The 26007-nt window shown below is 36.6% G+C and carries 28 protein-coding genes and 1 rRNA gene; 1 reads left to right on the top strand and 28 read right to left on the bottom strand.

Annotated elements, in window-relative coordinates; translation table 11 throughout:
- Positions 1-86: 86 nt before the first annotated feature.
- From mfd to metG, 17 genes are all read right to left on the bottom strand, one after another.
- The gene (gene mfd / locus MKX39_RS00280) at positions 87-3620 is read right to left on the bottom strand and encodes a transcription-repair coupling factor (protein ID WP_340767857.1); all 3534 of its coding nucleotides are present in this window, start codon (positions 3618-3620) and stop codon (positions 87-89) included.
- A gap of 59 nt (positions 3621-3679) precedes the next feature.
- Positions 3680-3916, bottom strand: a complete 237-nt coding sequence (locus MKX39_RS00275) for an anti-sigma-F factor Fin (protein WP_340767856.1) — start codon at positions 3914-3916, stop codon at positions 3680-3682.
- 41 nt (positions 3917-3957) lie between these two features.
- A complete protein-coding gene (gene pth / locus MKX39_RS00270) occupies positions 3958-4521 on the bottom strand; it encodes an aminoacyl-tRNA hydrolase (protein WP_340764317.1) in 564 nt (187 codons plus the stop codon).
- Positions 4522-4608: 87 nt separating this feature from the next.
- Positions 4609-5211 (bottom strand): 50S ribosomal protein L25/general stress protein Ctc, encoded by a 603-nt coding sequence (locus MKX39_RS00265; protein WP_340767855.1) that lies wholly within the window; start codon positions 5209-5211, stop codon positions 4609-4611.
- Between the two features lie 76 nt (positions 5212-5287).
- On the bottom strand, positions 5288-6247 hold the full coding sequence (locus tag MKX39_RS00260; RefSeq protein ID WP_340767854.1) for a ribose-phosphate diphosphokinase: 960 nt from the start codon (positions 6245-6247) through the stop codon (positions 5288-5290).
- A 22-nt stretch (positions 6248-6269) separates the two neighbouring features.
- Positions 6270-7640, bottom strand: a complete 1371-nt coding sequence (gene glmU / locus MKX39_RS00255; RefSeq protein WP_340767853.1) for a bifunctional UDP-N-acetylglucosamine diphosphorylase/glucosamine-1-phosphate N-acetyltransferase GlmU — start codon at positions 7638-7640, stop codon at positions 6270-6272.
- A gap of 210 nt (positions 7641-7850) precedes the next feature.
- Positions 7851-8138: a septation regulator SpoVG gene (spoVG, locus tag MKX39_RS00250; RefSeq protein WP_093538668.1), complete on the bottom strand. Its 288-nt coding sequence runs from the start codon at positions 8136-8138 to the stop codon at positions 7851-7853.
- Between the two features lie 459 nt (positions 8139-8597).
- Positions 8598-8969, bottom strand: coding sequence for a RidA family protein (locus MKX39_RS00245; RefSeq protein ID WP_093538637.1), 372 nt, complete (start codon positions 8967-8969; stop codon positions 8598-8600).
- Complete coding sequence (gene purR / locus MKX39_RS00240; RefSeq protein WP_093538636.1) at positions 8947-9798, bottom strand: pur operon repressor; 852 nt, start codon at positions 9796-9798, stop codon at positions 8947-8949. Before purR ends, MKX39_RS00245 begins: the two co-directional genes overlap by 23 nt.
- 55 nt (positions 9799-9853) lie before the next feature.
- Positions 9854-10720 (bottom strand): 4-(cytidine 5'-diphospho)-2-C-methyl-D-erythritol kinase, encoded by an 867-nt coding sequence (gene ispE, locus MKX39_RS00235; protein WP_340771273.1) that lies wholly within the window; start codon positions 10718-10720, stop codon positions 9854-9856.
- Between the two features lie 332 nt (positions 10721-11052).
- The gene (locus MKX39_RS00230) at positions 11053-11226 is read right to left on the bottom strand and encodes a small, acid-soluble spore protein, alpha/beta type (RefSeq protein ID WP_093538635.1); all 174 of its coding nucleotides are present in this window, start codon (positions 11224-11226) and stop codon (positions 11053-11055) included.
- A gap of 126 nt (positions 11227-11352) precedes the next feature.
- Entirely contained in the window at positions 11353-11616 is a 264-nt protein-coding gene (gene veg, locus MKX39_RS00225; protein WP_093538634.1) for a biofilm formation stimulator Veg, read from the bottom strand.
- A gap of 154 nt (positions 11617-11770) precedes the next feature.
- A complete protein-coding gene (rsmA, locus tag MKX39_RS00220) occupies positions 11771-12649 on the bottom strand; it encodes a 16S rRNA (adenine(1518)-N(6)/adenine(1519)-N(6))-dimethyltransferase RsmA (RefSeq protein WP_340767851.1) in 879 nt (292 codons plus the stop codon).
- Between the two features lie 3 nt (positions 12650-12652).
- On the bottom strand, positions 12653-13213 hold the full coding sequence (gene rnmV, locus MKX39_RS00215; RefSeq protein WP_093538632.1) for a ribonuclease M5: 561 nt from the start codon (positions 13211-13213) through the stop codon (positions 12653-12655).
- Between the two features lie 86 nt (positions 13214-13299).
- Entirely contained in the window at positions 13300-14511 is a 1212-nt protein-coding gene (locus tag MKX39_RS00210) for a G5 and 3D domain-containing protein (RefSeq protein ID WP_093538631.1), read from the bottom strand.
- Positions 14512-14629: 118 nt separating this feature from the next.
- Positions 14630-15400: a TatD family hydrolase gene (locus MKX39_RS00205; RefSeq protein ID WP_093538630.1), complete on the bottom strand. Its 771-nt coding sequence runs from the start codon at positions 15398-15400 to the stop codon at positions 14630-14632.
- 186 nt (positions 15401-15586) lie between these two features.
- Positions 15587-17542, bottom strand: coding sequence for a methionine--tRNA ligase (gene metG, locus MKX39_RS00200; RefSeq protein WP_093538629.1), 1956 nt, complete (start codon positions 17540-17542; stop codon positions 15587-15589).
- 343 nt (positions 17543-17885) lie between these two features.
- On the opposite strand from metG, the gene MKX39_RS00195 reads away from it, so the two are divergent.
- The gene (locus tag MKX39_RS00195) at positions 17886-18161 is read left to right on the top strand and encodes an AbrB/MazE/SpoVT family DNA-binding domain-containing protein (RefSeq protein WP_093538628.1); all 276 of its coding nucleotides are present in this window, start codon (positions 17886-17888) and stop codon (positions 18159-18161) included.
- 166 nt (positions 18162-18327) lie between these two features.
- On the opposite strand, the gene rsmI is transcribed toward MKX39_RS00195, so the two are convergent.
- The 11 genes from rsmI to rrf form a co-directional block, all read right to left on the bottom strand.
- A complete protein-coding gene (rsmI, locus tag MKX39_RS00190; protein ID WP_340771271.1) occupies positions 18328-19206 on the bottom strand; it encodes a 16S rRNA (cytidine(1402)-2'-O)-methyltransferase in 879 nt (292 codons plus the stop codon).
- Complete coding sequence (locus MKX39_RS00185; RefSeq protein ID WP_093538627.1) at positions 19206-19469, bottom strand: GIY-YIG nuclease family protein; 264 nt, start codon at positions 19467-19469, stop codon at positions 19206-19208. Before MKX39_RS00185 ends, rsmI begins: the two co-directional genes overlap by 1 nt.
- Entirely contained in the window at positions 19456-20202 is a 747-nt protein-coding gene (locus MKX39_RS00180; RefSeq protein WP_340767850.1) for a tRNA1(Val) (adenine(37)-N6)-methyltransferase, read from the bottom strand. The genes MKX39_RS00185 and MKX39_RS00180 overlap by 14 nt, the downstream gene beginning before the upstream one ends.
- Before the next feature lie 64 nt (positions 20203-20266).
- On the bottom strand, positions 20267-20620 hold the full coding sequence (gene yabA, locus MKX39_RS00175; protein ID WP_175496343.1) for a DNA replication initiation control protein YabA: 354 nt from the start codon (positions 20618-20620) through the stop codon (positions 20267-20269).
- A 12-nt stretch (positions 20621-20632) separates the two neighbouring features.
- Positions 20633-21463 carry a PSP1 domain-containing protein gene (locus MKX39_RS00170; protein ID WP_093538624.1) on the bottom strand — a complete coding sequence of 277 codons (831 nt, stop codon included), beginning with the start codon at positions 21461-21463 and terminating at the stop codon, positions 20633-20635.
- On the bottom strand, positions 21456-22463 hold the full coding sequence (gene holB / locus MKX39_RS00165; protein WP_340767849.1) for a DNA polymerase III subunit delta': 1008 nt from the start codon (positions 22461-22463) through the stop codon (positions 21456-21458). The genes MKX39_RS00170 and holB overlap by 8 nt, the downstream gene beginning before the upstream one ends.
- Positions 22464-22599: 136 nt before the next feature.
- On the bottom strand, positions 22600-23040 hold the full coding sequence (locus MKX39_RS00160) for a YaaR family protein (RefSeq protein ID WP_340761067.1): 441 nt from the start codon (positions 23038-23040) through the stop codon (positions 22600-22602).
- 24 nt (positions 23041-23064) lie between these two features.
- The gene (locus MKX39_RS00155; RefSeq protein ID WP_093276576.1) at positions 23065-23394 is read right to left on the bottom strand and encodes a cyclic-di-AMP receptor; all 330 of its coding nucleotides are present in this window, start codon (positions 23392-23394) and stop codon (positions 23065-23067) included.
- Between the two features lie 44 nt (positions 23395-23438).
- Positions 23439-24080: a dTMP kinase gene (gene tmk, locus MKX39_RS00150; protein ID WP_093538621.1), complete on the bottom strand. Its 642-nt coding sequence runs from the start codon at positions 24078-24080 to the stop codon at positions 23439-23441.
- A gap of 2 nt (positions 24081-24082) precedes the next feature.
- A complete protein-coding gene (locus MKX39_RS00145; protein WP_340761066.1) occupies positions 24083-25507 on the bottom strand; it encodes an aminotransferase class I/II-fold pyridoxal phosphate-dependent enzyme in 1425 nt (474 codons plus the stop codon).
- 319 nt (positions 25508-25826) lie between these two features.
- A 5S ribosomal RNA gene (rrf, locus tag MKX39_RS00140) occupies positions 25827-25942 on the bottom strand.
- Between the last annotated feature and the right edge of the window lie 65 nt (positions 25943-26007).

Below are 26007 nucleotides of genomic sequence, written 5' to 3'. Positions count from 1 at the left end.
GTAATATGCCTCACTTTCGACAGATTGGAAACTAAAGTTCATTTCTGCCATAGTATGCATCATGTTAGCCAAAAATATGCAAAGACCTATTTAACGTCTGCTATTTCTTTTTTAGATTCAGGCAAAAGTCTCATCATTTCTTCCAATACATCAAATGGATTAAATTTACCTGTTTTACGTTCATCAATTGTCAGTACTAAACTACCGTTATCCATATTAAAACCAACCGCACGTCCATACTTCATAGATTCTTCTACCAGTTTCGCTCCATTAATATCCCTTGTTCCTTCTGCACTTATAGAAATTGATATAACTTTGTTTACTTCCTTAATAGATTCTACTCCTACTTCTATGCCCCAAATTTTCATACGGGCTATACGAAGTAATTTTTCTGCTTCGAGAGGTATATCCCCGAACCGGTCTTGGAATTCATCTAGGAGATCAAAATATTCCTCTTCTTTTTCCATTGCTTTAACACGTTTATACATTTGGATCTTTTGGTATCCATCAGGAATATATTCATCGGATATATAAGCATCCGTAGATAGGACAATTTCCATATCTGGTATATCTTCTTTTTTAATACCAGTACGTTTTTCCGCAATAGCTTCTTCTAACATTTGTGTATAAAGGTCAAACCCAACTGAGTCAATAAATCCATGCTGTTGAGAGCCCAATAGGTTTCCGGCACCCCGGATAGATAGATCACGCATTGCAATTTTAAAGCCAGAACCAAGCTCTGTAAATTCTTTTACAGCCTGCAATCGTTTTTCTGCGACATCCGTCAAAACTTTATCTCTTTGATGCATTAAATAAGCATAAGCAACACGATTAGATCGTCCTACCCGACCACGTAGTTGATATAATTGGGAAAGTCCCATTTTATCAGCGTCTTGAATAATAAGTGTATTTACATTTGGGATATCGATACCTGTTTCGATAATGGTCGTAGTAACTAAAACATCGTATTCTCCCTCTATAAAGCTAATGATAACGGACTCTAATTCCGTTTCACTCATTTGTCCATGTGCAAATCCTACCCTTGCAGTTGGAACTAACATTTGTATTTCATCGACTTTTCTCGTAATATCTTCCACTCGATTGTATAGATAAAATGCCTGTCCCCCGCGAGCAAGTTCTCTTTCAATTGATTCACGGACTAGCCCACTATTTTGCTCCATCACATAGGTTTGAACCGGGAAACGGTTTTTAGGGGGAGTTTCAATGACAGACAGATCACGTACTCCAATCATCGACATATGTAATGTACGAGGTATAGGTGTAGCTGTTAACGTCATGACATCTACATTGGTCTTCATTTGTTTAATCCGTTCTTTATGTTTAACTCCAAATCGTTGTTCCTCATCCACTACTAAAAGACCTAGGTCGTGATACTCCACGTCTTTGGATAGAATTCTATGTGTACCTACCACTACATCTACTAGTCCTTTTTTCAACCCACTAATTGTTTCAGTTTGTTGTTTTTTGTTGCGGAAGCGGCTTAGTAGACCAACTTCAATCGGAAAATCTTGAAAACGTTCTAACATAGTCTCATAATGCTGTTGGGCCAATATAGTTGTTGGGCAGAGAAAGGCTACTTGTTTACCTTCCATGACGGCTTTAAATGCTGCTCTGATGGCAACTTCCGTTTTTCCATAACCTACATCTCCACAGACTAGACGATCCATTGGTCTAGGTTTTTCCATATCCTTTTTCACTTCTATTATAGTACGAAGCTGATCCTCCGTTTCCTCATAAGGAAACGCTGCTTCAAAGGACTGCTGCATATCGCTATCTGGTTCAAATGCATAACCTACTTCTGCTTCCCGTTTTGCATAAAGCTTTATTAACTCATCCGCAATATCTTGAACTGCTGCTGATACCTTTGTTTTGGTCTTCTTCCAATCTGCTCCGCCTAGCTTATGAAGTTTTGGATCTTTTTCACCAGATGCCACATACTTTTGAATAAGATCTATTTGATCAACAGGAACAAATAATTTATCCTCTCCACGATAACGAATATGAAGATAATCTTTGTGAACTCCATTAACATGCAATGTTTCGATTCCAATATATTTCCCAATACCATGATGTATATGTACAACGTTATCTCCTGGTTTTATCTCGGAGTAACTTTTTATACGCTCCGCATTCGTTACCTTTTGAGCTCTCGTTTTTTTCTTATGCTTTTGTTTAAACAACTCAGAGTCGGTAATAACAGCTATTCTTTGTAATGGAAGTTCAAAACCAGCTTCTAAATCTCCCTCTATGATAAAAATACCAGGTGACATCATATCATTGGCTGAAGCACCCAGTTGTGAGGGAATCTCATAATCTTCTAACACTTCATGTATTTTTTGGATGCGATCTTTCCCATCCGCTAGTATAAACAAGCGAAACTTTCCTTGCGTAAATCGCTCGATTTCATTCTTCAATAAATGCATTTGTCCATGGAAGTTTTGCATTGGCTTACAAGAGAAACTAATATTCTTTTTAATCGAAATTCCTGAAAAAGTACGAGAGAATAATGAAAAGTATAGCTTTTCGTTAGAAAACATCTGGATGATTTCTTTTAGATTAAAAGAGGGTTTTACACGGTGTACAGTTTTACCTTCTTCTAATAATGAAAGAATCCAATCATTTTCCTCTCTTTCTAAAGTCTCTGTTACTTCTTGAATTCTTCCAAGCTCATCAAATAAAACGGTTCCATTTTTGTTAAAGTAGTTCCCTAAAAAACTACTAGTCTCTTCCAGCAAGGAAACATATTTCATATACTCTTGCGGTTGTTCGCCTTGCTTTAACAACTCAATATCTTGCTGAATATTTTGGTAGAAGAGATCCCTTACTTCTGGTATTTTAACTTTTTCTAGACTTTCGGCTAATGCCTCTTCTAATTTCTCTGCTAACAGCATTTTTTTCTCTTCAGTTAACACAAATTCTGTAGCGGGTAAAATTCGTATATCTTTTCGTTTTTCCAACGAGCGTTGGTCTTCTGCAGAAAAGGTGCGAATAGAATCCACTTCTGTATCAAATAGTTCTATACGAATAGGATTTTCTAGATATAGTGGATAAATATCGATTATTCCGCCGCGTAATGCGAACTCTCCAGGTGCTGTCACCATAGACTGGCGTACATATCCCATATTTACAAGCCTTTGTAAAAAGGAATCTAAACTGATCTCTTCCCCTTCTGCAATCGATATGCTACTAGCTTGCCAATCTTTTTTGGAGGGCATATGTTTTTTTAACCCCGCAATAGGAACGATATAAACACCTTTATCATGTGTTAACATATGATCTATTGCTTCTAGTCTTTGTGCACGAAGTTCTGGACTGGCAACAGATATATCAGCTGCAATTAACTCATCCGCAGGATATAAACGTACATGGTCCTCCCCAATTAGTTTTACTAGATCCTCTGTTAGTTTTTGAGCATGCAAAAGGTTAGGCGTTACGATTAGTATAGCTCCCTGCCTTGTGTTATAAAGCATATTAGTAAAGACAGCTCTAGCACTAGGAGTAAGACCGGTTAATAACTGTTGGTCTCTACCACTCTCTAATTCTTTTACTAGCTTTTGTATTTGTGTGTCTTCCATCAATAAGTTACTTAAAGGTTCCATCTGTATACCTCCAATCTAAATAGAAAAAGGCTTTGTGCACGAAATTCGTGCCAAAGCATCTACTGTATCCATTTTTTTAACGCATAGTAATTTGGGAACTTTTGAAGGGACTCCTGGCACTCTTCACAAATACACTGCACAGTGTATTCGCCCTCTGCTCCATTTTTAATGTATATATGTTGATCTTCTTGTGTAAGCTCGTGTTTTTGTAGAAACTGGTCATCTATGTGATCGAATGGCAACTGCCCAATTTCTGTTTCACAATGGCGACATTTATAACGAATTGGCATAGCCATAAAACCTCCTTTTTAGGAAGTATAGGCTTTTTCTTTACTTTTTATGCACCATTGTATGTATTCATTACATCTAGAAATTTTTTCGTTACCCAATCTTCACATGCATTTGCACTATTCTTTACAGCATGTATCATTTCTATTTTTTCATCTTCACTAAAATTTGATAACACATAGTCCGGAACTTTCATACCATTTTTAGGGCGGTCTACACCAATTCGAATGCGGTTGAATTCCTGTGAGCCTAAGTGTTGGATAATTGACTTAATACCATTGTGTCCACCAGCACTACCTTTTTGTCGAAGTCGTAATTTCCCTACCTGTAAGTCTAAATCATCATAAATAACAACTATTTCATCATCATTTACTTCATAGTAATCCATCATTGGTACAATACATTCCCCAGATAGATTCATATACGTTAATGGTTTTAAAAGCATAATTTTTTCAGTACCAACATGCCCAATACCGTACATCCCATTAAATTTAGACTGTGTAAGTGGTATATCTAATCTCTTAGAAAGTTCATCGATTACATGGAAACCAATATTGTGACGCGTAGCCTCATATTGTTTCCCTGGATTTCCAAGACCAACGATAATTTTCATTCGTTCCATTCCCTTATTACAAGTTTTAATTAATTTTACCATATATAAAACAAAAGAGGTTGCCTAAAGACAACCTCTTTTGTTTTATTATTCTTCTGTTGTTGTTGTTGGTGTTTCTGGCTCTTCCTCAGTATCCTCTGTTTCCTCTTCTACTCGAGGTGCCGATACTGTAACCAATGTATAGTCATCTTCGTTTGTAATTGGATAATCCACTTTTTCTCTAATATCTGCTACGGTCAATGTATCCCCGATAGCCATTCCAGATACATCTATATCAATACTATCTGGAATATCTGAAGGTTTCACTGTAACTGTAAGTTCGCGATTTGGCTGTTGAAGCATACCACCTTCAGAAACACCAACGGAAGTTCCAGTAACATTAACTGCAACATTTACTTCTAACTCTTCTTTCATGTTGATCGCTAAAAAGTCGGCATGTATCATTTGCCCTTTTAGAATATTCGTCTGATAGTCACTCAATACAACGTTTACTGATTTACCATCAATGTCTAATTTCATGACACCATTACGACCAACTTCACGAAGTGTTTTTGTAAAGTCCTTTTCACTAACAGCGATAGACTGAGATTCCACTTCATAACCGTATACTATTGCAGGTATAAACCCACTATTTCGAAGTTTTGCATTTTCTTTTTTATCTCGTTTTTGTGTTTTCACTACTGTACTCATAATATTCTTCATCCTCCTGAATTGCGTTCTATAAATATAAATACCCATCTTCAGGAAAGTTCAAACATTTTAGAAATTAATCAAACAATGTACTAACTGACTTTTGTTCGAAAACACGTACAATTGCATCGCCCAGTAATTTAGCAACTGACAATTCTTTAATCTTCGGTGACATTTTATCATCCGCTAATTGGATTGAGTTTGTAATAACTAGTTCTTTAATAACTGAGTTATCTATACGTTCAATAGCAGGACCTGATAATACTGGATGCGTACAGCAAGCATAAACTTCTTTCGCTCCACTTTCCATCAATGCTGCTGCTGCAATAGAGATAGTTCCAGCTGTATCAATAATATCGTCTATTAGAATAGCCGTTTTCCCTTCAACATTACCTACGATATTCATAACCTCTGCCACATTCGGACGAGGACGACGTTTATCAATAATAGCAATTGGTGCTTTAAGGCGATCTGCCATCTTACGAGCACGAGTAACACCACCGTGATCAGGAGACACGATTACCAATTCTGCCGGGTCAAAGTTTTTACCTAGGAAGTAGTCAGATAAAATTGGTGCTGCAACTAGATGATCAATTGGAATATTAAAGAATCCTTGGATTTGTGGAGCATGTAAATCAAGTACAATTGCACGAGTTGCACCTGCAGTTGTTAATAGATCCGCTACAAGTTTAGCAGTGATTGGTTCACGAGCACGTGCTTTTCTGTCTTGACGTGCATATCCGTAATATGGAATCACTACACTAATTGTACGAGCTGAAGCACGTTTTAGAGCATCAAGCATTATTAATAGTTCCATAATATGTTCGTTTACAGGACCTGAAGTTGACTGAACAATGAATACATCGCATCCACGAATACTTTCTTCGATATTGATTTGTACTTCACCATCACTAAATCTAGTAACTGTACTTTTACCTAGAGGTACTCCTACTTCTTTTGCGATTTCTTCCGCTAATTCCCTATTGGAATTTAGTGTGAAAATTTTCAACTTCGAATTTGCATATTGTTCTGGCATGATTGTCCTCCTGGATAATGGGTTATTTTATGTTTAGTTTGTTCACATAGCCATCTTTGTTCTCTTGTCGTGCTCTTCCAATTGCAAGTGCTTCACCAGGTACATCCTTTGTAATAGTGGAACCCGCTGCAACATAAGCTTTTTTTCCAATAGTCACTGGTGCTATTAAGTTTGAATTACATCCAACAAATGCATCATCTTCAATTGTTGTGGTAAATTTATTTTTTCCATCATAATTCACTGTAATTGTTCCACAACCCACATTAACATTAGTTCCAATTGAAGCGTCACCCATATAACTTAAATGAGAGATTTTACTTCCGTTTCCTACTGTTGACTTTTTCACTTCAACAAAGTTACCAATCTTCACGTCATTGCCGACATCTGATTGCGGTCGAATATGAGCAAACGGACCGATAGAGGTATGGTCCCCAACTTCGCTGGATAATACCACTGACGAATGTATTGTCGTTTCATCACCTATTGTACTTGATACTATATGGCTATTCGGACCAACCGTACAGTTCATGCCAATGGTTGTTTTACCTTCAATGATAACTCCAGGTTGAATGACAGTGTCTGGTCCAATTATAGCTTCACTGCTGATATATGTATTTCTAGGATCGATGATTGTAACCCCTTCACGCATATGGTGTTGGGCAATACGTAAACGCATAGTCTCTTCTGCTTGAGATAATGCGATGCGATCATTCACGCCTAATATTTCTTCAAATTCATCTGCCGCATACGCTGAGATGATTTCGTTTTCTTTTTGTAAGATTTCTATGACATCCGGCAAATAGTATTCGCCTTGAGAATTATTATTATTAACTAGCTTTAATGATTTAAATAGTGCTTCATTGTCAAAACAATATGTTCCCGAGTTAATCTCACGTACAAGTTGTTCCTCTGCTGAAGCATCTTTTTGCTCTACAATACTTTGAACATTCCCATCTACAGAACGAATAACTCTACCGTAACCTGTTGGATTTTCTGCAATAGCTGTTAAAATTGTTGCTTTTGCTCCTGTAGATTTATGATGCTCCAACAAATCACTCATTGTTTTTGCTGTAATTAGTGGCGTATCACCACAGATAACAATAGTTGTTCCAGATAAGTTCTTTAACACTTCTTCTGCCTGTAAGACTGCATGAGCAGTTCCTAACTGTTCTTCTTGTAAAGCATATTCACTTCTTTCGCCTAGTCGACGTTGTACTTCTTCTGCTCCGTGCCCTACGATTGTGACGATTTTTTTTACACCTAGTAGTTCCATGTTTGTTACTACATGTTCTACCATTGGCTTCCCACATACAGGATGTAATACTTTATATAAACTAGACTTCATACGTGTACCTTTACCAGCTGCTAATACAACCGCATAAGTATTTGTCATTTTTCAAGTTCCCTCCAGTGGGCTAATTTACTCTTTTGACTATAGCCGAAATGAAGCAAGATTTCAAGGAAATATCTCTTGACAAATACATGACAAAACAAGTAATATATTTGAATTTCTTAAAGAATCGACTAATCTATACTAGTTTTGCTAATGTTTGAGAAATCGACATAAAAAAACCATCTCTCAGAGAAATGGTTTTATTTGCCCTTATACAGTTGGCTCTCCAACTTTTTCTTCTACTTCATTACTTAAATGATAGGCATAAAGAATAGCATCTTGAATTTTTGTACGTGTTCCTACGTTAATAGGGTGAGCAATATCTCTAAACTCACCTTCTGTTGTCCTTTTGCTTGGCATTGCTACAAACAAACCATTATTTCCATCTATTACACGAATATCATGGACAACGAACTCATTGTCCAGTGTAATGGAAGCGATAGCCCTCATACGACCATCAGTAGTCACTTTTCGTAATCTTACGTCTGTTACTTCCATTCTCTCACCACCCTTTTTCAAAGTTGCAAATATCTCTTTCATTTGTTATTCCACAAAAACTTCTGAATTCCTTCTTTTTACAAGAAATATTTTAAATATTTTAAATTATTAATTCTAAAACGATACAAATGGGGATTATAATCAAACCAGTAAGAAAAATTCAGAAGTGAAAAAAGCGTTAAGCAAAGAATCCGCAGCAAATCGAAGAGACTTAGGCACCTCTCAAGGAAAGAATCTACCTGAACGGAATAACAGTCATCTAATTGTTCATTCTTATTAGAGCGAAACCAGTTTATCCCCTTTTTCGAGGTACTTTAGACAACCATTTCGAAATAGAACTTAGGGATGCTAGTTGGATGCGACTATCGTCACAACCAACTAGCATCCCTTTTTCAGTAATATTATGGTGTTTTCCTATATCAAAAAAGGCGTTTCCGAGGAAACACCTTTCATCTACTTTTATACTACTGCAATTACTTCTATTTCTACCTTTACGTCTTTTGGTAGTCTCGCAACTTCTACCGCAGAACGTGCAGGCTTGTGACCGTTAAAATGCTTCTCATAAGCTTCGTTAAATTCCGCAAAATCATTCATATCTTTTAAAAAGACAAGCGTCTTTACTACTTGAGACAAGGAAGAGCCTGCTTCTGTTAAAACTGCCTCTAAATTAGCAAATACTTGAGCTGTTTGCTCTGTAATAGAGCCCTCTACCACTTCTCCTGCAGATGTTAACGGAATTTGACCTGAACTGTAAAACATTCCATTCACAACCATCCCTTGTACATATGGACCGATCGCTGCAGGTGCATTAGTTGTTGATACTGCTTTCATTTAATTTGCCACCTTTCTCAAAGTAATTTCCTTGTGTTAAAGCAATTGTTCCATCTTTTTCATTTACCTCGTGAAGCTTTACTAGAGATAAATAATCATCAACTAATTGTTCCCCTTGATGCTCTGCCTCTACTAGTACAGCTATACCAGCTAACTCACAATTGAATTCCTCTAGCAAGCTCTTCATGCCATTAATCGTTCCTCCGACTTTCATGAAGTCATCCGTGATTAATACACGTCGCCCTTTTTCCATACTTCTTTTAGAAAGAACCATTGTTTGAATACGTCGTGCTGAGCCAGATACATAATTAATACTTACCGTTGGACCCTCTGTTACTTTACTATCTCTTCGTACAATGACTACAGGTACATTTAAATGTCTTGCTATAGCATGTGCAATTGGAATACCTTTAGTAGCTACCGTCATGATGGCATCAATTTTCGAATTCGCAAATGCAGATGCGAATACTTTACCGATCTTATTCATGAGTGACGGGTTTCCTAACAGGTCCGTCATATATAAATAACCACCCGGTAACAACCGATCCACTTTAGAAAGTTGTGTCATCAAATCTTCTGCTATTTCTAGCACATCTTCTTCTGCTACTGTTGGGATAAACTTGACTCCACCTGCCGCTCCAGGAACAGTGACAAGCAAGCCTCTACCTCTCGCTTCAAATGTTTCTTTTACAATGGTTAAATCTTCACTTATAGAAGACTTAGCAGATTGATATAAATTAGCAAAGAATGTCAAAGGGATTAATTTATGTGGATGCTCCATAAGATATTGAGTCATATCTACAAGCCGTTCACTTCTTTTCCATTTCATACTATCACCTCCAAAGACGAATGTTTTATAGAAAACTTAACACAAACATCCGGTTTTAAGCAAGCGGTTCCCGATCTCCCATTAATCGAACTGCATATACTTCATCGCAAAATCCGCGAAGACCATTATATATTCTCTGGACTCTAGTCTCATGATCAACTATTCCAAATACAGTTGGACCACTTCCACTCATTAATACAGCGTCCGCTCCAAATCTTTTCATTTGCTCTTTTAAAACAGCAACCTCTGGATATAGCTTGAGTGTTACATCCTCCAATACATTTCCGACGGAAGAGCACATTAGATCAAAGTCTTTTTGATGAATAGATTCTATCATTTTAGTAGTATTCGGATGTTTTATTTCATTTACTTTTAAATTACCGTAAATATCTGCAGTAGATACCCCTAGCGTCGGCTTAGCAAGAATGATCCAGCAATTAGCAGGCGAAGGAAGTTCTTGTATTCGCTCTCCTCTTCCGGTAGCTAAAGCAGTACCTCCATACACACAAAACGGCACATCTGAACCTATTTTGGTGCCAATTTGAGCAAGCTCGTCCAGGGAAAGACCTAATTCCCAAATAATATTGAGCCCTTTTAAAGTGGCAGCTGCATCACTACTACCACCCGCTAGACCAGCGGCTACAGGTATATTCTTTTCGATTGTTATAGAAACTCCCTTTTTCACTCGATAGGTTTCTTTTAGAATCTTTGCAGCTTGATATGCTAGATTCCGATGATCGTTTGGAACAAAGCGATCTACTGATAATATATGTATTGCTCCATCTTCTCTTACCTCTAGTCCTATACGGTCTGCTAAATCCACAGTAGTCATTATCATTTCAACTTCATGGTAACCATCTGGACGCTTATGTAATACATCTAATGTTAAGTTTATTTTAGCAGGTGCTTTTACGTAATACATTCCATCTGCTCCTTCCCCCAAATATGTTGTCCCCTATTTTAACACAGTGTATAAGGAATACGGAAGTGAGATTAAGCTTCTCTTCTTTGATAGAACATAGGGAAGGAGCAGAAGGGAAGTGAAGCTTATTTATAATCTATGAGATTACTTACTTCTTCTATCAATGTGGATTCCACAATAGACATTTAAAAGGGTAAGCACATTAGATCTAACCCTCTTAAATGTGCTTATACATTAAAAGAAAAGACGGATTGCTCCGCCTTTTCTTTTTGCTAGTTGCTCTTTAGTTTCTTCTCGTGCGCATTTTTACGTTAATTTCGGTAAATGATTATTTACTTTGGTGATCTTGCTTGCTGTTCGGCCATTTCAATTGCTCGTTTTACCATATTACCTGCATCACGTGATTTAATTCCTCCCCAGCCCTCGGTTTTGACTACATCATAAAATCCAAGATCTTTGGCTATCTCTTCTTTTAATTCTTTAGACATTATCCCTTTTCTAGACATAGGTGAATCCTCCTTTGGAACAACTAGCTTTTTTAGTATGTCCACAAATCAAAAGAAAACCCCTTTTCTATTTAATAAAATAGAAAAGGGGTTTTTAAAATTATAAAAAAATAAAAGTTCTAAATATCATTTTACAACTATTAAATTATTTGCTTCGTCAAAAATAGTGATTTCTACTGCTTCAGTCAAAACATCTGCATAACTATAAGATACACGTTCAAAAGAGTTTTCATCTTGATCTAAATCGATAACAAATACTGCATGATATGTCTCTCTAAGTACACCTGCACGCTCAATTGTTTTCTTACGTCCTCCGTTTGCTTTTAATTGCAAACGTTTGCCTAAATGATGATCTAATGACTTCTTAATATCAGCTAAAGTTTTTGTCATTTCGCATACACCTCACTAATACCTATCTTACCACCTATTTATATTTTTGTCAAACAAAATATTTTAACAATCATTATGCATACTTGTCAACGTTTTTATTTGTTTGGGGTACTCATTTTTTTTATAAATATTACTTATTTTGTAACAAGTAGCATTAATGAAATTCTGCATATAGTTCATTGGATAATTTCCCGAACTCTTCAATACTTAAAGTTTCTCCACGTCTCGTTGGATCCACCCCTACTTTTTCTAGCGCTTGGATGATTAAATCCTTCTTAGCTTTCCCATTAGGAAGGGATGATTGTAGATTGTTAATAATCGTTTTTCTTCGTTGAACAAAAGAACCACGAGAAACTTTAAATAAAAACTCTTCATCAATGACTTGAACCGGTGGCGCTTCACGTCGAGTAAGTTTTATAACCGCTGAGTCAACATTTGGTTGTGGCATAAACACTGCTTTTGGAACAATCATTGCGATTTCTGTTTGCATATAGTACTGAATAGCAATAGATAGTGATCCGTATGCTTTCGTTCCCGGAGATGCCGTGATTCGATCAGCTACTTCCTTTTGCATCATGACCACCAACCCACGGATAGGGAGACGATCCATTAACAGTTTCAATAATATTGGAGTTGTAACGTAGTAAGGTAAATTGGCAACCACCATAACGTCTTTGTAATCTTTAAGCTGTTCTTCAAAAATTTGTTTCACATCTACTTCTAAAATATCTGCATGAATAACATCTACGTTGTCATATGGAGATAAAGTATCTGCTAAAACTGGTAGCAGCCTTTGGTCGATTTCAAATGCAACCACTTTTCCTGCTGCTCTTGCTAGATGCTCGGTTAATGCTCCAATTCCAGGCCCAATTTCAATTGCTGCGGAATCCTTCGTAAGATCTGCATGACTGACAATATTACGTAATATATTTGGATCTATTAAAAAGTTTTGCCCTAAGCTTTTTTTGAATGAGAAACCATATTTCTTTAATATCTCTTGTGTCCGTATTGGTGTAGCTATATCTTTTTGCATATTTTATTTTTCCTCCATATTAAGTTGTGCTATCGCTTCTTCCACTTGCTGTTGGCTAATCTGAAAAATAGATAGTCGTTTCTGTAGCTGTTTTCCATTAGTGTAGCCTATTTTCAATAGTTCACCCAATCTTGTTCTTCTTTCCTTCGAATGGGGATGACCTATTAGTTGTCCGTCTATTAAAATAGACAACGGGATTTCTAAAAACGTTTCTGTGTCTGATTTTGGGGTATAAACATTAGAAAGAGCAGTACGAATATCTTCATCTTTCGCGTGTTCAATCCCTAAACCCTTGCCGTTTTTCGCAATCGTTTTTTCCTTGGATAAAAATGCATGTTTTACACCCGGAACCTGTTCTTCGATAATAGCACGAATACGTCTTCCTGGATAATCAGGATCAGTAAAGACAATGACGCCACGTTTATCTTGAGCATGACTTATTTTCATAAGCGTTTCTTTAGAAATGGCTGAACCATTCGTTTCAATAGTATCTGCTTCTACAGCACGTTTTATGGCAGTTGTATCATCTTTTCCTTCTACAACTATTATTTCTTTTATTTGCAACCGGTTTTCCTCTTTTCTTTCTTTTTGCTATAGCTATCATAACGCAAAAAAGCTCTCCCAATCAATGAAAGGGAAAGCTATAACGATTAGTTTAAAACTTTTACACGTACTTTTTTACGACCGAAGTCATATGCCTGTGATTTAGAAGCCATGAAAAGGTCAATCTTATTCCCTTTGATAGCTCCCCCAGTATCCCCAGCTACCGCATGACCATAGCCCTCTACCCATACTTTTGAACCCAGTGGAATAACACTAGGGTCTACGGCAATAACCTTCAAATTAGGATTAGTCTTCAAATTCATCCCTGTCGCAGTTACGCCAGAACATCCATTACAATAAGCAGTATATGCCGTCGCAGTTACATAAAACTCTTTCCCTCCAGATGGAGCTGCCGCTGAGTTTGTTCCACGCGAAACACTAGCAGTCATTACTTTCGTTCCAACTGCCACTACTTTTTTAGTGGGTTCTTTAATTATCTTCTCACTCATCATATTACGAGAAATCTCTTTACCATTTTCTTTCACTACTTCATAAGTCCGTGAAACCGTTCCATTTACACCTTGTTGTACTACTTTTTCTTTCCCTTTTAGTAGCGAGTCTTCTTTTTTCGTTTCTACAGCAAAGTTTGTTGCTTCCTCAACTACATCGGTGACCTTTTCTACTCGCACTACTTGTATTATAGAATTAGGAACTATTGATTCATCCATTTTCTGTTCTACTCGGTCGAATTCACTCAATTGAATGTTTTGTTGTTTTAAAAAGTCAGCGACCGTAGTCGAAGTGGACCGTACCTTCTTCTCTTCACCACCATCTAAAAGCGTTATTTCAAATGCTTTTTCAATAGCAATATTGTTATCAGGTCCAACCTCTGCATCTGCAGCAGGTGTTATTGCATCATGTTCAGTAACTGCAACATTAGCCTTCGCGAGTATTTCTGAAACTAAATCTTCAGTAGTTGTAAGAGTTTGAATTTCTCCGTCTACTGATATTTTTATCTGTCTTGCCTGCTCCCACTCAATCGATAAATTATTTTCGATTGAAGTGTTCACTGAGGGATGTAAAAAGTCTTCATTGGCTACTACTATTTTGTGATCCTTTAATAATTCACCAACTGTATTTGCATGCGTTAATATTTCTTGTTGTTTGCCATCAACTGTTAAAGCAACAGTTTTCTTTGTTCCTTCGAATAAAACGAAAGAAATCACTGCAAGAAACAATAGTAAAGATACTATACTTACTAAGGTTTGCTTGCTCCTCAATGAATTAAAGAACAGATTTTTCATGGGATTATGTAACATGAAAAACGCCTCCTTGTTCACTGAAGTGATTATATAGAGTCCCAAAGAGCTTGTCAACCGATTAGGTTAACTTGTTAATTAAAAGGTATAAATTATACACCTCTTAATTAACGCTTTTTTACTTTGCTAAATTAAAGAACCTTTCTGCATTTTTGGTGGTTGCTTCAGCGACCTCTTCAATTGAAATTCCTTTTAACCGCGCTATTTCCTCGGCAACAAGTGGTACAAGTGCGGGTTCATTTCTTTTTCCTCGATGTGGATGCGGAGCTAAATATGGTGCATCTGTTTCGATCAACAAATACTCCAGTGGAATTTCTGCTGCAACCTCTTTAGGTTTCTTTGCATTTTTAAACGTTACAGGCCCTCCAAGTGATATCATAAAATTCATATCTATACATTGCTTTGCTGTTTCAACACTTCCCCCAAAACAATGCATGATACCTCCTGTAAGATACGCTTCTTCTTCTTGTAAAATACGAATCACATCTTCTGTTGCGTCGCGATTATGAATAATAATTGGTAATTTTACTTTTTGAGCCAACCTTATTTGTTTCCGAAATACCTCTTGTTGAATATCTTTAGGAGATTTATCCCAATGATAATCCAGTCCCATTTCCCCTATGCCTACAACCTTTTCATGTGCCGCAAGTTCTTCAATCCATCTTAAATCTTCTTCTGTACAATCAATAGCATCGACAGGATGCCATCCAACTACAGCATAGATAAAAGAATATTCTTCCACTAACTTCATAGCTCTTTCAATTGTGATACGATCGAACCCAATAACGACCATTTTTTTTACATTAGCTTCCAAAGCACGATCAATCACTTCCTGTAAATCTTCTTCATACTGATCTGCATTTAAATGTACATGTGTATCGATAAACATATGAACTACTCCCTGCCTTTTATAGGTTAAATTACACTCTTTTTAATACTATTTTAGTAATACTTTCTTCAAATCTTCCTTTACTCTAATAAGGGTTGCAGTAATATGCAATATTTTAAATAGTATTTCAAAATATTATATGAATAAAAATAGACCTGTCTAAAAATGACAGGTCTATTTAGAAATTTATTTCACTTGAGCGCCATTTTCAAGATTTTCATCTACTGTAGCTAAAGTCAGATAACCATTTTTTTCACCAGCAAGAATCATTCCTTGAGATAACTCTCCTCTTAACTTCACTGGTTTGAGATTTGCTACTACGATTACTTTTTTACCAATAACCTCATCCGGTTTAAAATGCTGTGCAATACCTGAAATTACTTGACGCTTTTCATACCCCATATCTAATTGCAACTTTAATAATTTATCAGCTTTAGGCACTGCTTCACAAGATAATACGGTTGCAACGCGTAAGTCTACTTTAAAAAAGTCATCAATTGTTATTTCTTCTACCTGAGGTTCCTCTTCTTTTTCTTCTTCCTGAGGAGTTTGAACCGAACCTAGCATTTGTTCACGAATATAAGCTACTTCAACTTCAACATCTAGTCTCGGGAAAATAGGAACCCCTGTTTTTATAACTGTTATACCGTCATTAATAACATTAAATGATCCTAAATTGTCCCATTTTAAATAATCCTCAGTAAAACCAAGTTGCTCTGCAATTTGTTTTGGACTATTGGTCATAAATGGTTGAGCTAGTGTTGCAATTTGACGAAGACTTTCTGCCAAATGAGTCATAACAGATGCTAATTGTCCTCGAGTAGTTTCATCTTTTGCAAGTACCCAAGGTTGAGTTTCATCAATATACTTATTAGTGCGTGAAACTAAAGCCCATAAATCTCCAAGTACTAAGCTAAACTGCATATTCTCCATATTTTCCTGATATTTATCTATTGTGCTTTTGGCAAAGTTCTGGAGAGTTGCATCAAACTCGGTTGTTTCACTTAGATTTACTGGAATTTTACCATCAAAGTATTTATTGATCATCGAAACGGTTCTATTCAACAAATTTCCTAAGTCATTTGCAAGGTCAAAGTTTGTTCTCTCTACGAAAGACTCTGGAGAAAATACCCCATCTTGACCAAAAGGAAGTTCGCGCAATAGGAAATAGCGTGTTGCATCTAATCCATAACGTTCCACTAACACTTCTGGATAAACGACATTTCCTTTGGATTTAGACATTTTACCGTCCTTCATCATGATAAATCCATGCGCAAAAATCTTTTTAGGTAGCGGTAAATCTAAAGCCATTAGGAATATTGGCCAATAGATTGTGTGGAAACGGACAATGTCTTTACCTACTACATGAACATCCGCAGGCCAGAACTTTTGGAATAAGGAATCATCATCTGATAGATAACCTAATGAAGTAATATAATTAGTTAAAGCATCTACCCACACATAGATTACATGTCTTGGATCGCTAGGTACTTTTATACCCCAATCGAAGGATGTTCTTGATACCGATAAATCTTCTAAACCTGGTTTAATGAAGTTATTGATCATTTCATTTTTTCTAGATTCTGGCTCTATAAAATCTACATTTTCCTCATAATACTTCAACAAACGGTCAGCATACTTTTTCATATTAAAGAAGTATGATTCTTCCTTTACTTTTTGAACTGGACGACCGCAATCTGGACAGTTTCCTTCTACTAACTGAGTCTCAGTGAAAAAGGACTCACAAGGTGTACAATACCATCCTTCATATTCTCCCTTGTAAATATCTCCATTATCCAAGAACTTCTGGAATATTTTCTCTACTACTTTTGTATGGCGTTCTTCCGTTGTTTGGATAAAATCATCATAGGAAATATCCATTAAAGCCCAAACCTTTTTTGCAGCCTCTGCAATTTCATTTACATAAATTTGAGGTTCTTTTCCCGCTTCTTGAGCTTTTTCTTGGATTTTTTGACCGTGCTCATCCATTCCGGTTAAGAAACGAACTTCATACCCTCTAAGTCTTTTATATCTTGCCATCGCATCGGAAGCAACGGTTGTATATGCGGTGCCAATATGAAATTTTCCACTCGGATAATAAATCGGCGTTGTTAAATAGAATGTTTTCTGTTGATCTTTCAATGTAAAGATGCCTCCAATGTTGATTCTCTTTATTCTTTATTCTATCTAAATGAAGAGTTTGTTTCAATCAATTCATTTATACAGTCTTGTCGAACGAAAATTATAAAATAATTAATTTCAAAAAAATAGATAATATATCAAAATAATTCCTATTTACACAATAAATAATCATTTTTTTAACAAAAAATCGACTTATTATCAAATTTATATCATTGCTCTCTCTTTCGCTAAAGCATTAATTATTGACGGAAATGGGAGTACTTGGTATGATATATTACATAAAAGAGGTTTATGTCGAATCTTGGCGAAAAATATGCACTCTTGAGAGGAGAATAATTTTCATATGAAATCTACAGGTATTGTACGTAAGGTTGATGAATTAGGTCGTGTAGTTATTCCAATTGAATTACGTCGCACGCTTGGTATTGCTGAAAAAGACGCATTAGAGATTTACGTAGATGATGATAAAATCATTCTAAAAAAATATATGCCAAATATGACTTGTGCTGTAACTGGTGAAGTATCAGATGACAACCTACGTCTAGTTGGTGGAAAACTGATTTTAAGCCCAGAAGGTGCAGAATTACTAATTAAAGAGATTCAAAATAACATTAAGTAATTTTGAAATTTCAATAGTTACATATAATTTTTGTAAAAACCGCAAACTTAACTAAGTTTGCGGTTTTTTTATAATTAAATAGAATAAAGAGTAGATCCTATGATCTTATTCCTCCACAAAACTCTCCTCAGAAGAACATCGGGGGCTCACCTAGGCGTACAATTTTCTATTCTACATGGTAGTTTTGATATACTTCTCGTTTAGACAGTCCTCTTTGAATCGCAACTTCTTTAATAGCTTCTTTTGAAGTACATTGTTTCTCTGCTATTAATCGATCCACATGCTCTTCTAAGGTTAGTTCTGACCACCATTGTGCTTCATCACTTGTTTCTGAAACCTCTTCGTTCCCTTCTAAAACAATACAGAATTCTCCACGTATCTCTGCCTGCTCCACCCACTCAACAGCCTCGTCAATTGTACCTCTTAAAAACTCTTCAAACTTCTTTGTTAGCTCGCGTGCTAATACGATTTTGCGAGTTCCTTCCATTATAGATTGCATATCCCGTAATGATTCTTTTAAACGGTGTGGTGACTCATATAAAATCACGGATTCCTGTCTTTTTTGCAACTTTTCAATTTCTGCTTTTCTTTCTTTTTTATTGCGACTTAAAAAGCCATAAAAGAAAAAGGGCTGTGTCGAAAGTCCGGATGCTATAAGTGCACTTAATGCAGCGTTTGCACCCGGGATTGGTACAACCGCAAAACCTTCTTGAACTGCTTTAGCAACAATATCTGCTCCAGGATCAGAAATACAAGGAAGACCCGCATCACTAACCAATGCTATGCTTTTACCTTCTCTTAATAATTCTAATAATTTTTCTCCACCAACTTGTAAGTTATGATCATGATAACTTAGCAGTGGTGTAGAAATTTCAAAGTAGTTACACAGTTTCTTGGTATTTCTTGTATCCTCTGCTGCAATAATATCTACCTCTTTTAATATGCGAATAGCCCTCATCGTCATATCTTCTAAGTTACCAATGGGTGTTGCAACTAAATACAAGCAGCTGCCCTGTTCATGTTCGGTCGATTTCTGAGATTTAATCATTTACTTGCCCCCATATATGTTATTTTTTGTTTTCTCGTCAGCTGCTTAAATGCATATTCAGCTTGCATAGCCTCTTGCTTAGTTTCATACAATTCACTGTATATACAAGTGACTGGCCGTTTGGCTCGAGTATATTTTGCTCCCTTGCCTTCATTATGTACCTTCACTCTTTTCGCTAGGTCATTTGTATAACCGGCATAATAAGATCCATCTTTGCATTCCAAGACGTAAAAAGTATGCTGTTTTTCACTCTTTTCCATACAACATCTCTTTAACTTCTTGCGTGTATTTACCATCGTCTCCATACACGTATAGAGGCGCTAGTACTTTCAAATCAGGTTTTCCATCCTTTATACCTTCTATTAACAACGTATTAGCTTCTTTTCCTTCTTTTGGATAGACGAAGCGGATTCGCTTTGGTTCTAAACGATTCGCTCTCATTGCAGTGACGATATCTAAAAGTCTCCCGGGACGATGAACAAAAGCAGCTTTTCCACCTTGTTTTAATAATTCACTAGCAGATTGAACCGCTTCATCTAGAGTAAGGTGAATTTCATGTCGGGCAATTGCTAAATGCTCTTTTAAGTTTTTCTCACTTGCCTCATGAGCTGGAAAATAAGGTGGATTACAAGTAACAACATCAAACTTTTCTGAACCAAGCTCTCTCGCAATCCCTTTAACGTCAGCTTCCACAATAGTAATCTGGTTGGTCAGATTATTAAATTGAACACTTCTCGTAGCCATATCTGCTAATCTTTCTTGTAATTCCACTCCAATAATTTCTACATTTGTTCGCCCGCTTAAAAATAATGGAATTGCTCCATTTCCTGAACAAATATCGATGATTTTACCTCTTTTCATCGGTACATATGCAAACCTTGCTAGCAACACTGCATCTAAAGAAAAAGAGAAGACAGAAGGACTTTGAATAATACGTAAATCTTCTGCCAACAAATAATCTAGTCGTTCGTCATCCTTTAACCATTGTTCCATATTTATTACCCCCAAGCAAAACAAAAGACTGACACCCACTTATGGAGTGGCATCAGTCAATTGTTTAAATGTTTTGTTTGTTTAAAAATGAAAGACAAAATAGACAATCTTCTTCTTTACGAGAACTCCCAAAATGAACGTGACACACATGGTAGCCTTCTTGGTATAGTCGAGCTAGATTATCATGGCCCTCTCCTACATCAAGTTTATGCAATTTCTCATCTCGTAATTTCTCAATCATTGCTTCTTTTTCATGTATTTCATCGAGTCGTTGTCTTAAATGATTATTCTCTTGTTGTAGCGCTTCACGTTCTTCAACCATTATCGCCACAAATTCTTTTAAAGCGCGAAATTGCAGCTGCGTGGACTCTAATTGTTTTTCAAAATCTATAATTGTATCAAAAAAATTGCGGTCCATCACACATTCACCTCATTGCCCCGACCATTGCACTTGATTTGTCGCATGGTTTGTAATTTCTTCTAACGTATAATCTAGAACACGTTGTGGATCAGGTAACTCTATACGTAAAACTCGCTCTAAAATATTCATACTTACTACTCGACCTAAGCCATCAGGAGTTTCAACTTTATCTCCAATATCCGGCATCTGTTCTCTAGCAGTTTCATATTCATCGTTCTCATACTTTAAGCAGCACATCAGACGTCCACATAATCCAGAAATCTTAGATGGATTAAGTGATAAGTTTTGATCTTTTGCCATTTTTATAGAAACCGGCTCGAAATCACCTAAAAATGTTGAACAGCAAAGCATTCGGCCACAAGGACCTATGCCACCTAACATTTTCGCTTCATCACGAACTCCAATTTGTCTAAGCTCAATACGAGTTCTAAATACGGATGCTAAATCCTTAACCAAATCTCGGAAGTCTACGCGACCTTCTGCGGTAAAATAAAAAATAATCTTATTTCGGTCGAATGTATACTCAACATCTACCAGCTTCATTTCTAGGTTTCTTTCGATAATCTTTTCCGTCCCTAGTGCAAGGGCTTGGGCTGACTCTAATCTATTTTCTTCTACTTGGATGCGATCTTTATCAGTAGAAGGCCTAACTACTTGTTTTAGAGGAAGCACAACGTCATGTTCCTCAACTTGCTTAATCGGAACTACAACTTTACCATACTCTACGCCTCTAGCTGTTTCGACGATTACATAATCATCTTTCACTAAAGCAAATTCTACTGGATCAAAATAATATATTTTACCCGCTTTTTTAAAACGGACTCCTACAACATTATACAAAAGTAAATCCCTCCTGCAGGTTAAGCATTAACTGCTCCATCATCAGTGTCCGGTTCATATTTTTATGCAAGTTTTGTTTTGCATGTAAAATCATTTCTAATTGCTTTGATAATTGCTCATACGTTGTTTGCAGAGCAATTTGTTTCCAATAAGAAATCATATCTGGAAAAGTACAATCTGCGATGGGACTTGCTTTTATAGCTACTATATCACGATATGCAAATAGTAGTAAATCTAACGCTTGTTCAGCCTGCTCTTTCTCTTTGAGCAAAGGTCCAAAATCTTCATGAATACACATCAATGCATCCTGAACACTTCTTCCATTCGCTTCAACCAATTTTAACACTGATTTCCTTACAAGTCCAAACTGCTCATCTTTCGCCAAGTTAATTGCTTCTTCTACTTGATTCGTCATTTTAGAAACTGTAGATGCCATGGAGTCAGTGATTCCCTCTTGTATTAACTTCTGTTTTAAGATAGCAGTTGGCATTGGAGATAAACTTAAATGCTGACATCTTGATCGAATAGTTGGAAGTAATGCATGCATTTTATCTGTTAATAGAATCGCCGTTATCTCGCTTTGAGGTTCCTCTAAAAACTTTAATAATGTGTTTGCAGCACTTACATTTAGTTGATCTGCATGATGTATTACATATATTTTTCTTTGCTTTTCAATAGTTGTTTTACTTAGAGCATGAACCAGTTCATCTACTTGTCCCTTTTTTATAAACTGACCATCCGGTTCTAGTTGCATATAGTTAAGGTGATTGAAGGATTTTAATCTTTTACATGATCGACATGTTTCACATGGAACATTATTTACGGGACTTTCACAAAAAAGAAGCTGAACGAAAAATTGCATTACTTTCACTTTCCCAGTTCCTTTAGCCCCTTCTAGAATATAGGCATGTCCAATTCGGTTTTTAGAGACAATTGTTTGAATTTGTTTAACTACGGTAGGTTGTAATCTGTCTACATCCTCTATCGACCAGTTTTCCATAACTTTCACCTCTTTCTATAGAAAAGAAAAATTACTTATGTAAGAAACAACCTGTTCTTCTGCAGCAATCTTCGTGTAAGCATATACTTTCTTGTGAAAAATCCCGCGTTTCGCAGTAAGCGAAAACACGGGAAACTTACGTGTATAAATTGATCAGTAATCCTTTTATCTCCCCAATTTTATCCAACAAATCTATTGAACTTTTTTCTTGGTTTAAGATTTCTTCTGCCAATTCCACTAATTTTTCGTCGATTGTTTCTACAAGTTTCAATTTTCTACCTTCACCGAAACGATTCCATGTATGGGACTGCTTTAACCCCATTCCAAAATCTACGGCTTCGTGTAAAAATTTTCGGATAAGCATTTTAAATTTGGCCATATCACGTAGGTTGCGGGAACGTGCGAGACGATCTCCAGCTGTGGAAATGTCTCCTAGTAGCCTTGTCATCGTATCTGTCTGCATGCGTTGTTCTTGTTTTATAACCATTTGGCCAAATTTTACTGACTGATTTCCATTCTGCATAGCGTCTTTTCGTATATTATCTATGCCGACACGCATATCTTGGTTAATCTTCACTGTTTACTACTCCTTCCTTCATTATTAAAAATGATGGAATTGTTCAATTGGGAGTACGAATACTGTAGCCCCTCCAACCTCAACCTCAACCGGATATGGAATATACGAATCTGCATTTCCTCCCATTGGAGATACAGGCGCTACCATCTGCTCTCTAGCTCTACAATTATCTCTTATAAGCTCTAAAGCTGAAGCAACTAGAGAATCATCGGTACCGATTAGAAATGTAGTATTCCCAGATCTTAAGAAACCACCTGTACTTGCCAGTTTTGTTGCTCTAAACTTTGCCTTTGTTAATGCATTAGACAACCTATTACTATCCTGATCTTGAACTACCGCTACTATCAATTTCATCGATACTCACCCCTATTAATATTTTTTCTTTATTATACCACGAATTATCTAATTATTTCTAACTCGCGTTTGATGATTACATATGTTTCGTCTAAAACGTTCTCAATTGTTTGAGAGGCATCGATTACTTGTATACGTTCCGGGTATTTTTCAACTAATGACAAATAACCTGCTCGTACTTTTTGATGGAATGCTAAATTTTCTACATCTAATCGATTTTTTTCTCGTTCCTTATGAGCATTTATTCTAGCTAGTCCTACTGCTGGATCAATATCAAATAGCAATGTTTTTTCTGGCATTGTGTCTCCGATAGCAAACTTATTAATTGCCCATATCTCTTCTACGCCAATACCACGAGCAAACCCTTGATATGCCAAGGAACTATCAATAAATCGATCACAAATCACAATTTTCCCAGCTGCTAACGCTGGAAGAACCTTCTCTACTAAATGTTGTCTCCTAGCCGCAGCATATAATAGTGCTTCTGTACGGCTTTCCATCATTGTATGCTCATTATTCAAGATTATGTCCCGAATCTTTTCAGAAATCATAATACCACCAGGCTCCCGAGTCATTACTACCTCGTAGCCTTCATCTATTAGTCGTTCACCCAATAAATTCATAACAGTTGTTTTTCCTGCACCTTCTGGACCTTCACTTGTTATAAAATACCCTTTTTTTTGCACAGTTACTCCTCCACAACATATATTAACTTTTCCTCTAATTGATGTTCCCCTTGAAATGAAGCACCTTTTTCAATCCATGCCTCTAATTCGGTTAGAATGGGAACAGTAATTTTTTCCCCTGGTAGAAGTAGTGGAATCCCAGGGGGATAGGGAACAATCATCCCCTTGGCTATCCTACCGATTGACCTTGCATAAGGAATCCATTCTCCTTGTTTCTCATTGACTAGTTCTAAATGCATCTGTAAGGTAGAAATATTTTTTTGTTCCATGTAAAGTGTGCTACTCGTATACTCTGGAGTCTCTTTTTTTAAGTCCTCTATAGCATATTTCATTCGTTTTCTAATCTCTGCAAACGGAAATTCATGTTCTACTTTTAGTAAAGGGAGAATGAGTAAGACTTGATATATATCAGCAAGCTCAACATATATATTTTGTTTTTCAAAAGCTTGCTGCACTTGAAACCCAGAATATTTTCCGACTCGTATTAACAGTTTTAAAGGATCGTCTACTTGGACTACCTCTATTAATGGAATAGTTTCTAATGCATCTATAAACACTTCTCTTCTATCCAACAACTGTTTATAATCCATCGGGCTATATCTTTCCACATAACTTCTTGCATCATCAAGAGAGGCTAAGATTAGATAAGAAGGACTACTGGATTGTAACATTCTTAAGTATTTATTAACTCTCTTACTTTCAATCAAGTGAGAGCGAATATGTATATATGAACCCATTGTTAGCGAAGGTAGTGTTTTATGAGCTGATTGGACAACCACATCAGCTCCATATAACAAAGCTGACTTTGGAAACTCTTTATGTGACTGGAAGTGTGCGCCATGTGCCTCATCTACTAGCACAGGCATTTCCAGACTATGACAAAGGTTAATGATCTCCTCTAAGTCCCGAGAACAAACTCCATAATAGTTTGGATAGGTTAGGACAACTGCTTTAGCAAAAGGATACTGTTGAATTGCTTCTTCAATCACCTCTAACGGTACATAAGATGCCGTCTTACTATGTTCATCCCATATAGGTGATACATAAATTGGCTCTGCGCCCACCAGTTCAATTGCATGAAAAATAGATTTGTGCGCATTCCGTTGCACAATAATTTGTTCACCGTACTGGCAAGTCGCATATATCATAGCTATATTTCCAATAGTCGTTCCATTCACTAAAAAGAAACTGTCATCGGTGTTATATAGTCTAGTAAGTAACTCTTCTGCTTCTTTAATTGCTTCTTTTGGATGGTGATAATCATCTAATCCATCTAACTCAGTTAAATCATATTGCATCGAATTGCTAATAAGTTGTGGTAGATTGGATAAAAGTCCATGTTTATGTCCAGGCACATGAAAAGAAATCGACTTTTTCTTATGAAATTGCTCCAATGCCTCAACTAATGGTCTTTTTTCTTGCATCATATTTACCTCACAATACGTTCTAATTTCTTTCTCTATTATACATGAATTGTCCTTAAGTTTAAAAAGTGTCCTGCAAACACTGGATTCATAAGAGAGGAAAGAATGAAAAATACTCCTTGTTTCCCTTTCAACACACTTTCATTCTTTGAAGGTAGTGTAGAGCGATATACAAGTAGGTGGACGCTTCCACGGGCACTCCAATGAATACAGGGTATAGTACTCCGTTAGTGAAGGTTGGAGCATGGTCGTCTATTTTTTTGACTCAGTATAGAAAAAAGAAGTCGTTACCGATATAACTCGGTAACGACTTCTTTTTGGTGCCCAGCGACGTCCTACTCTCACAGGGGGAAACCCCCAACTACCATCGGCGCTGAAGAGCTTAACTTCCGTGTTCGGTATGGGAACGGGTGTGACCTCTTCGCCATCATCACTAGACTCTTTTGGCTTCCAATATACGGCGCATTGCGTTGTCAACTTCATTCGATCTGTCAGTCACGTAC

Origin of the sequence: Psychrobacillus sp. FSL K6-1464 (assembly GCF_038003145.1) — a bacterium.
In the GTDB taxonomy this organism is placed as follows: Bacteria; Bacillota; Bacilli; order Bacillales_A; family Planococcaceae; genus Psychrobacillus; species Psychrobacillus psychrotolerans.
The sequence above is the reverse complement of the archived record's forward strand: the minus strand, read 5'-3'. Positions and strand labels throughout refer to the sequence as shown.

What these genes read in the sequence shown, in the direction of transcription:
- mfd (WP_340767857.1), bottom strand. Translation starts at nt 3,620, where the DNA reads ATGGAACCTTTAAGTAACTTATTGATGGAAGACACACAAATACAAAAG.
- MKX39_RS00275 (WP_340767856.1), bottom strand. Translation starts at nt 3,916, where the DNA reads ATGGCTATGCCAATTCGTTATAAATGTCGCCATTGTGAAACAGAAATT.
- pth (WP_340764317.1), bottom strand. Translation starts at nt 4,521, where the DNA reads ATGAAAATTATCGTTGGTCTTGGAAATCCAGGGAAACAATATGAGGCT.
- MKX39_RS00265 (WP_340767855.1), bottom strand. Translation starts at nt 5,211, where the DNA reads ATGAGTACAGTAGTGAAAACACAAAAACGAGATAAAAAAGAAAATGCA.
- MKX39_RS00260 (WP_340767854.1), bottom strand. Translation starts at nt 6,247, where the DNA reads ATGCCAGAACAATATGCAAATTCGAAGTTGAAAATTTTCACACTAAAT.
- glmU (WP_340767853.1), bottom strand. Translation starts at nt 7,640, where the DNA reads ATGACAAATACTTATGCGGTTGTATTAGCAGCTGGTAAAGGTACACGT.
- spoVG (WP_093538668.1), bottom strand. Translation starts at nt 8,138, where the DNA reads ATGGAAGTAACAGACGTAAGATTACGAAAAGTGACTACTGATGGTCGT.
- MKX39_RS00245 (WP_093538637.1), bottom strand. Translation starts at nt 8,969, where the DNA reads ATGAAAGCAGTATCAACAACTAATGCACCTGCAGCGATCGGTCCATAT.
- purR (WP_093538636.1), bottom strand. Translation starts at nt 9,798, where the DNA reads ATGAAATGGAAAAGAAGTGAACGGCTTGTAGATATGACTCAATATCTT.
- ispE (WP_340771273.1), bottom strand. Translation starts at nt 10,720, where the DNA reads ATGTATTACGTAAAAGCACCTGCTAAAATAAACTTAACATTAGATGTA.
- MKX39_RS00230 (WP_093538635.1), bottom strand. Translation starts at nt 11,226, where the DNA reads ATGTCTAGAAAAGGGATAATGTCTAAAGAATTAAAAGAAGAGATAGCC.
- veg (WP_093538634.1), bottom strand. Translation starts at nt 11,616, where the DNA reads ATGACAAAAACTTTAGCTGATATTAAGAAGTCATTAGATCATCATTTA.
- rsmA (WP_340767851.1), bottom strand. Translation starts at nt 12,649, where the DNA reads ATGCAAAAAGATATAGCTACACCAATACGGACACAAGAGATATTAAAG.
- MKX39_RS00210 (WP_093538631.1), bottom strand. Translation starts at nt 14,511, where the DNA reads ATGTTACATAATCCCATGAAAAATCTGTTCTTTAATTCATTGAGGAGC.
- MKX39_RS00205 (WP_093538630.1), bottom strand. Translation starts at nt 15,400, where the DNA reads ATGTTTATCGATACACATGTACATTTAAATGCAGATCAGTATGAAGAA.
- MKX39_RS00195 (WP_093538628.1), top strand. Translation starts at nt 17,886, where the DNA reads ATGAAATCTACAGGTATTGTACGTAAGGTTGATGAATTAGGTCGTGTA.
- MKX39_RS00185 (WP_093538627.1), bottom strand. Translation starts at nt 19,469, where the DNA reads ATGGAAAAGAGTGAAAAACAGCATACTTTTTACGTCTTGGAATGCAAA.
- MKX39_RS00180 (WP_340767850.1), bottom strand. Translation starts at nt 20,202, where the DNA reads ATGGAACAATGGTTAAAGGATGACGAACGACTAGATTATTTGTTGGCA.
- yabA (WP_175496343.1), bottom strand. Translation starts at nt 20,620, where the DNA reads ATGGACCGCAATTTTTTTGATACAATTATAGATTTTGAAAAACAATTA.
- holB (WP_340767849.1), bottom strand. Translation starts at nt 22,463, where the DNA reads ATGGAAAACTGGTCGATAGAGGATGTAGACAGATTACAACCTACCGTA.
- MKX39_RS00155 (WP_093276576.1), bottom strand. Translation starts at nt 23,394, where the DNA reads ATGAAATTGATAGTAGCGGTAGTTCAAGATCAGGATAGTAATAGGTTG.
- MKX39_RS00145 (WP_340761066.1), bottom strand. Translation starts at nt 25,507, where the DNA reads ATGATGCAAGAAAAAAGACCATTAGTTGAGGCATTGGAGCAATTTCAT.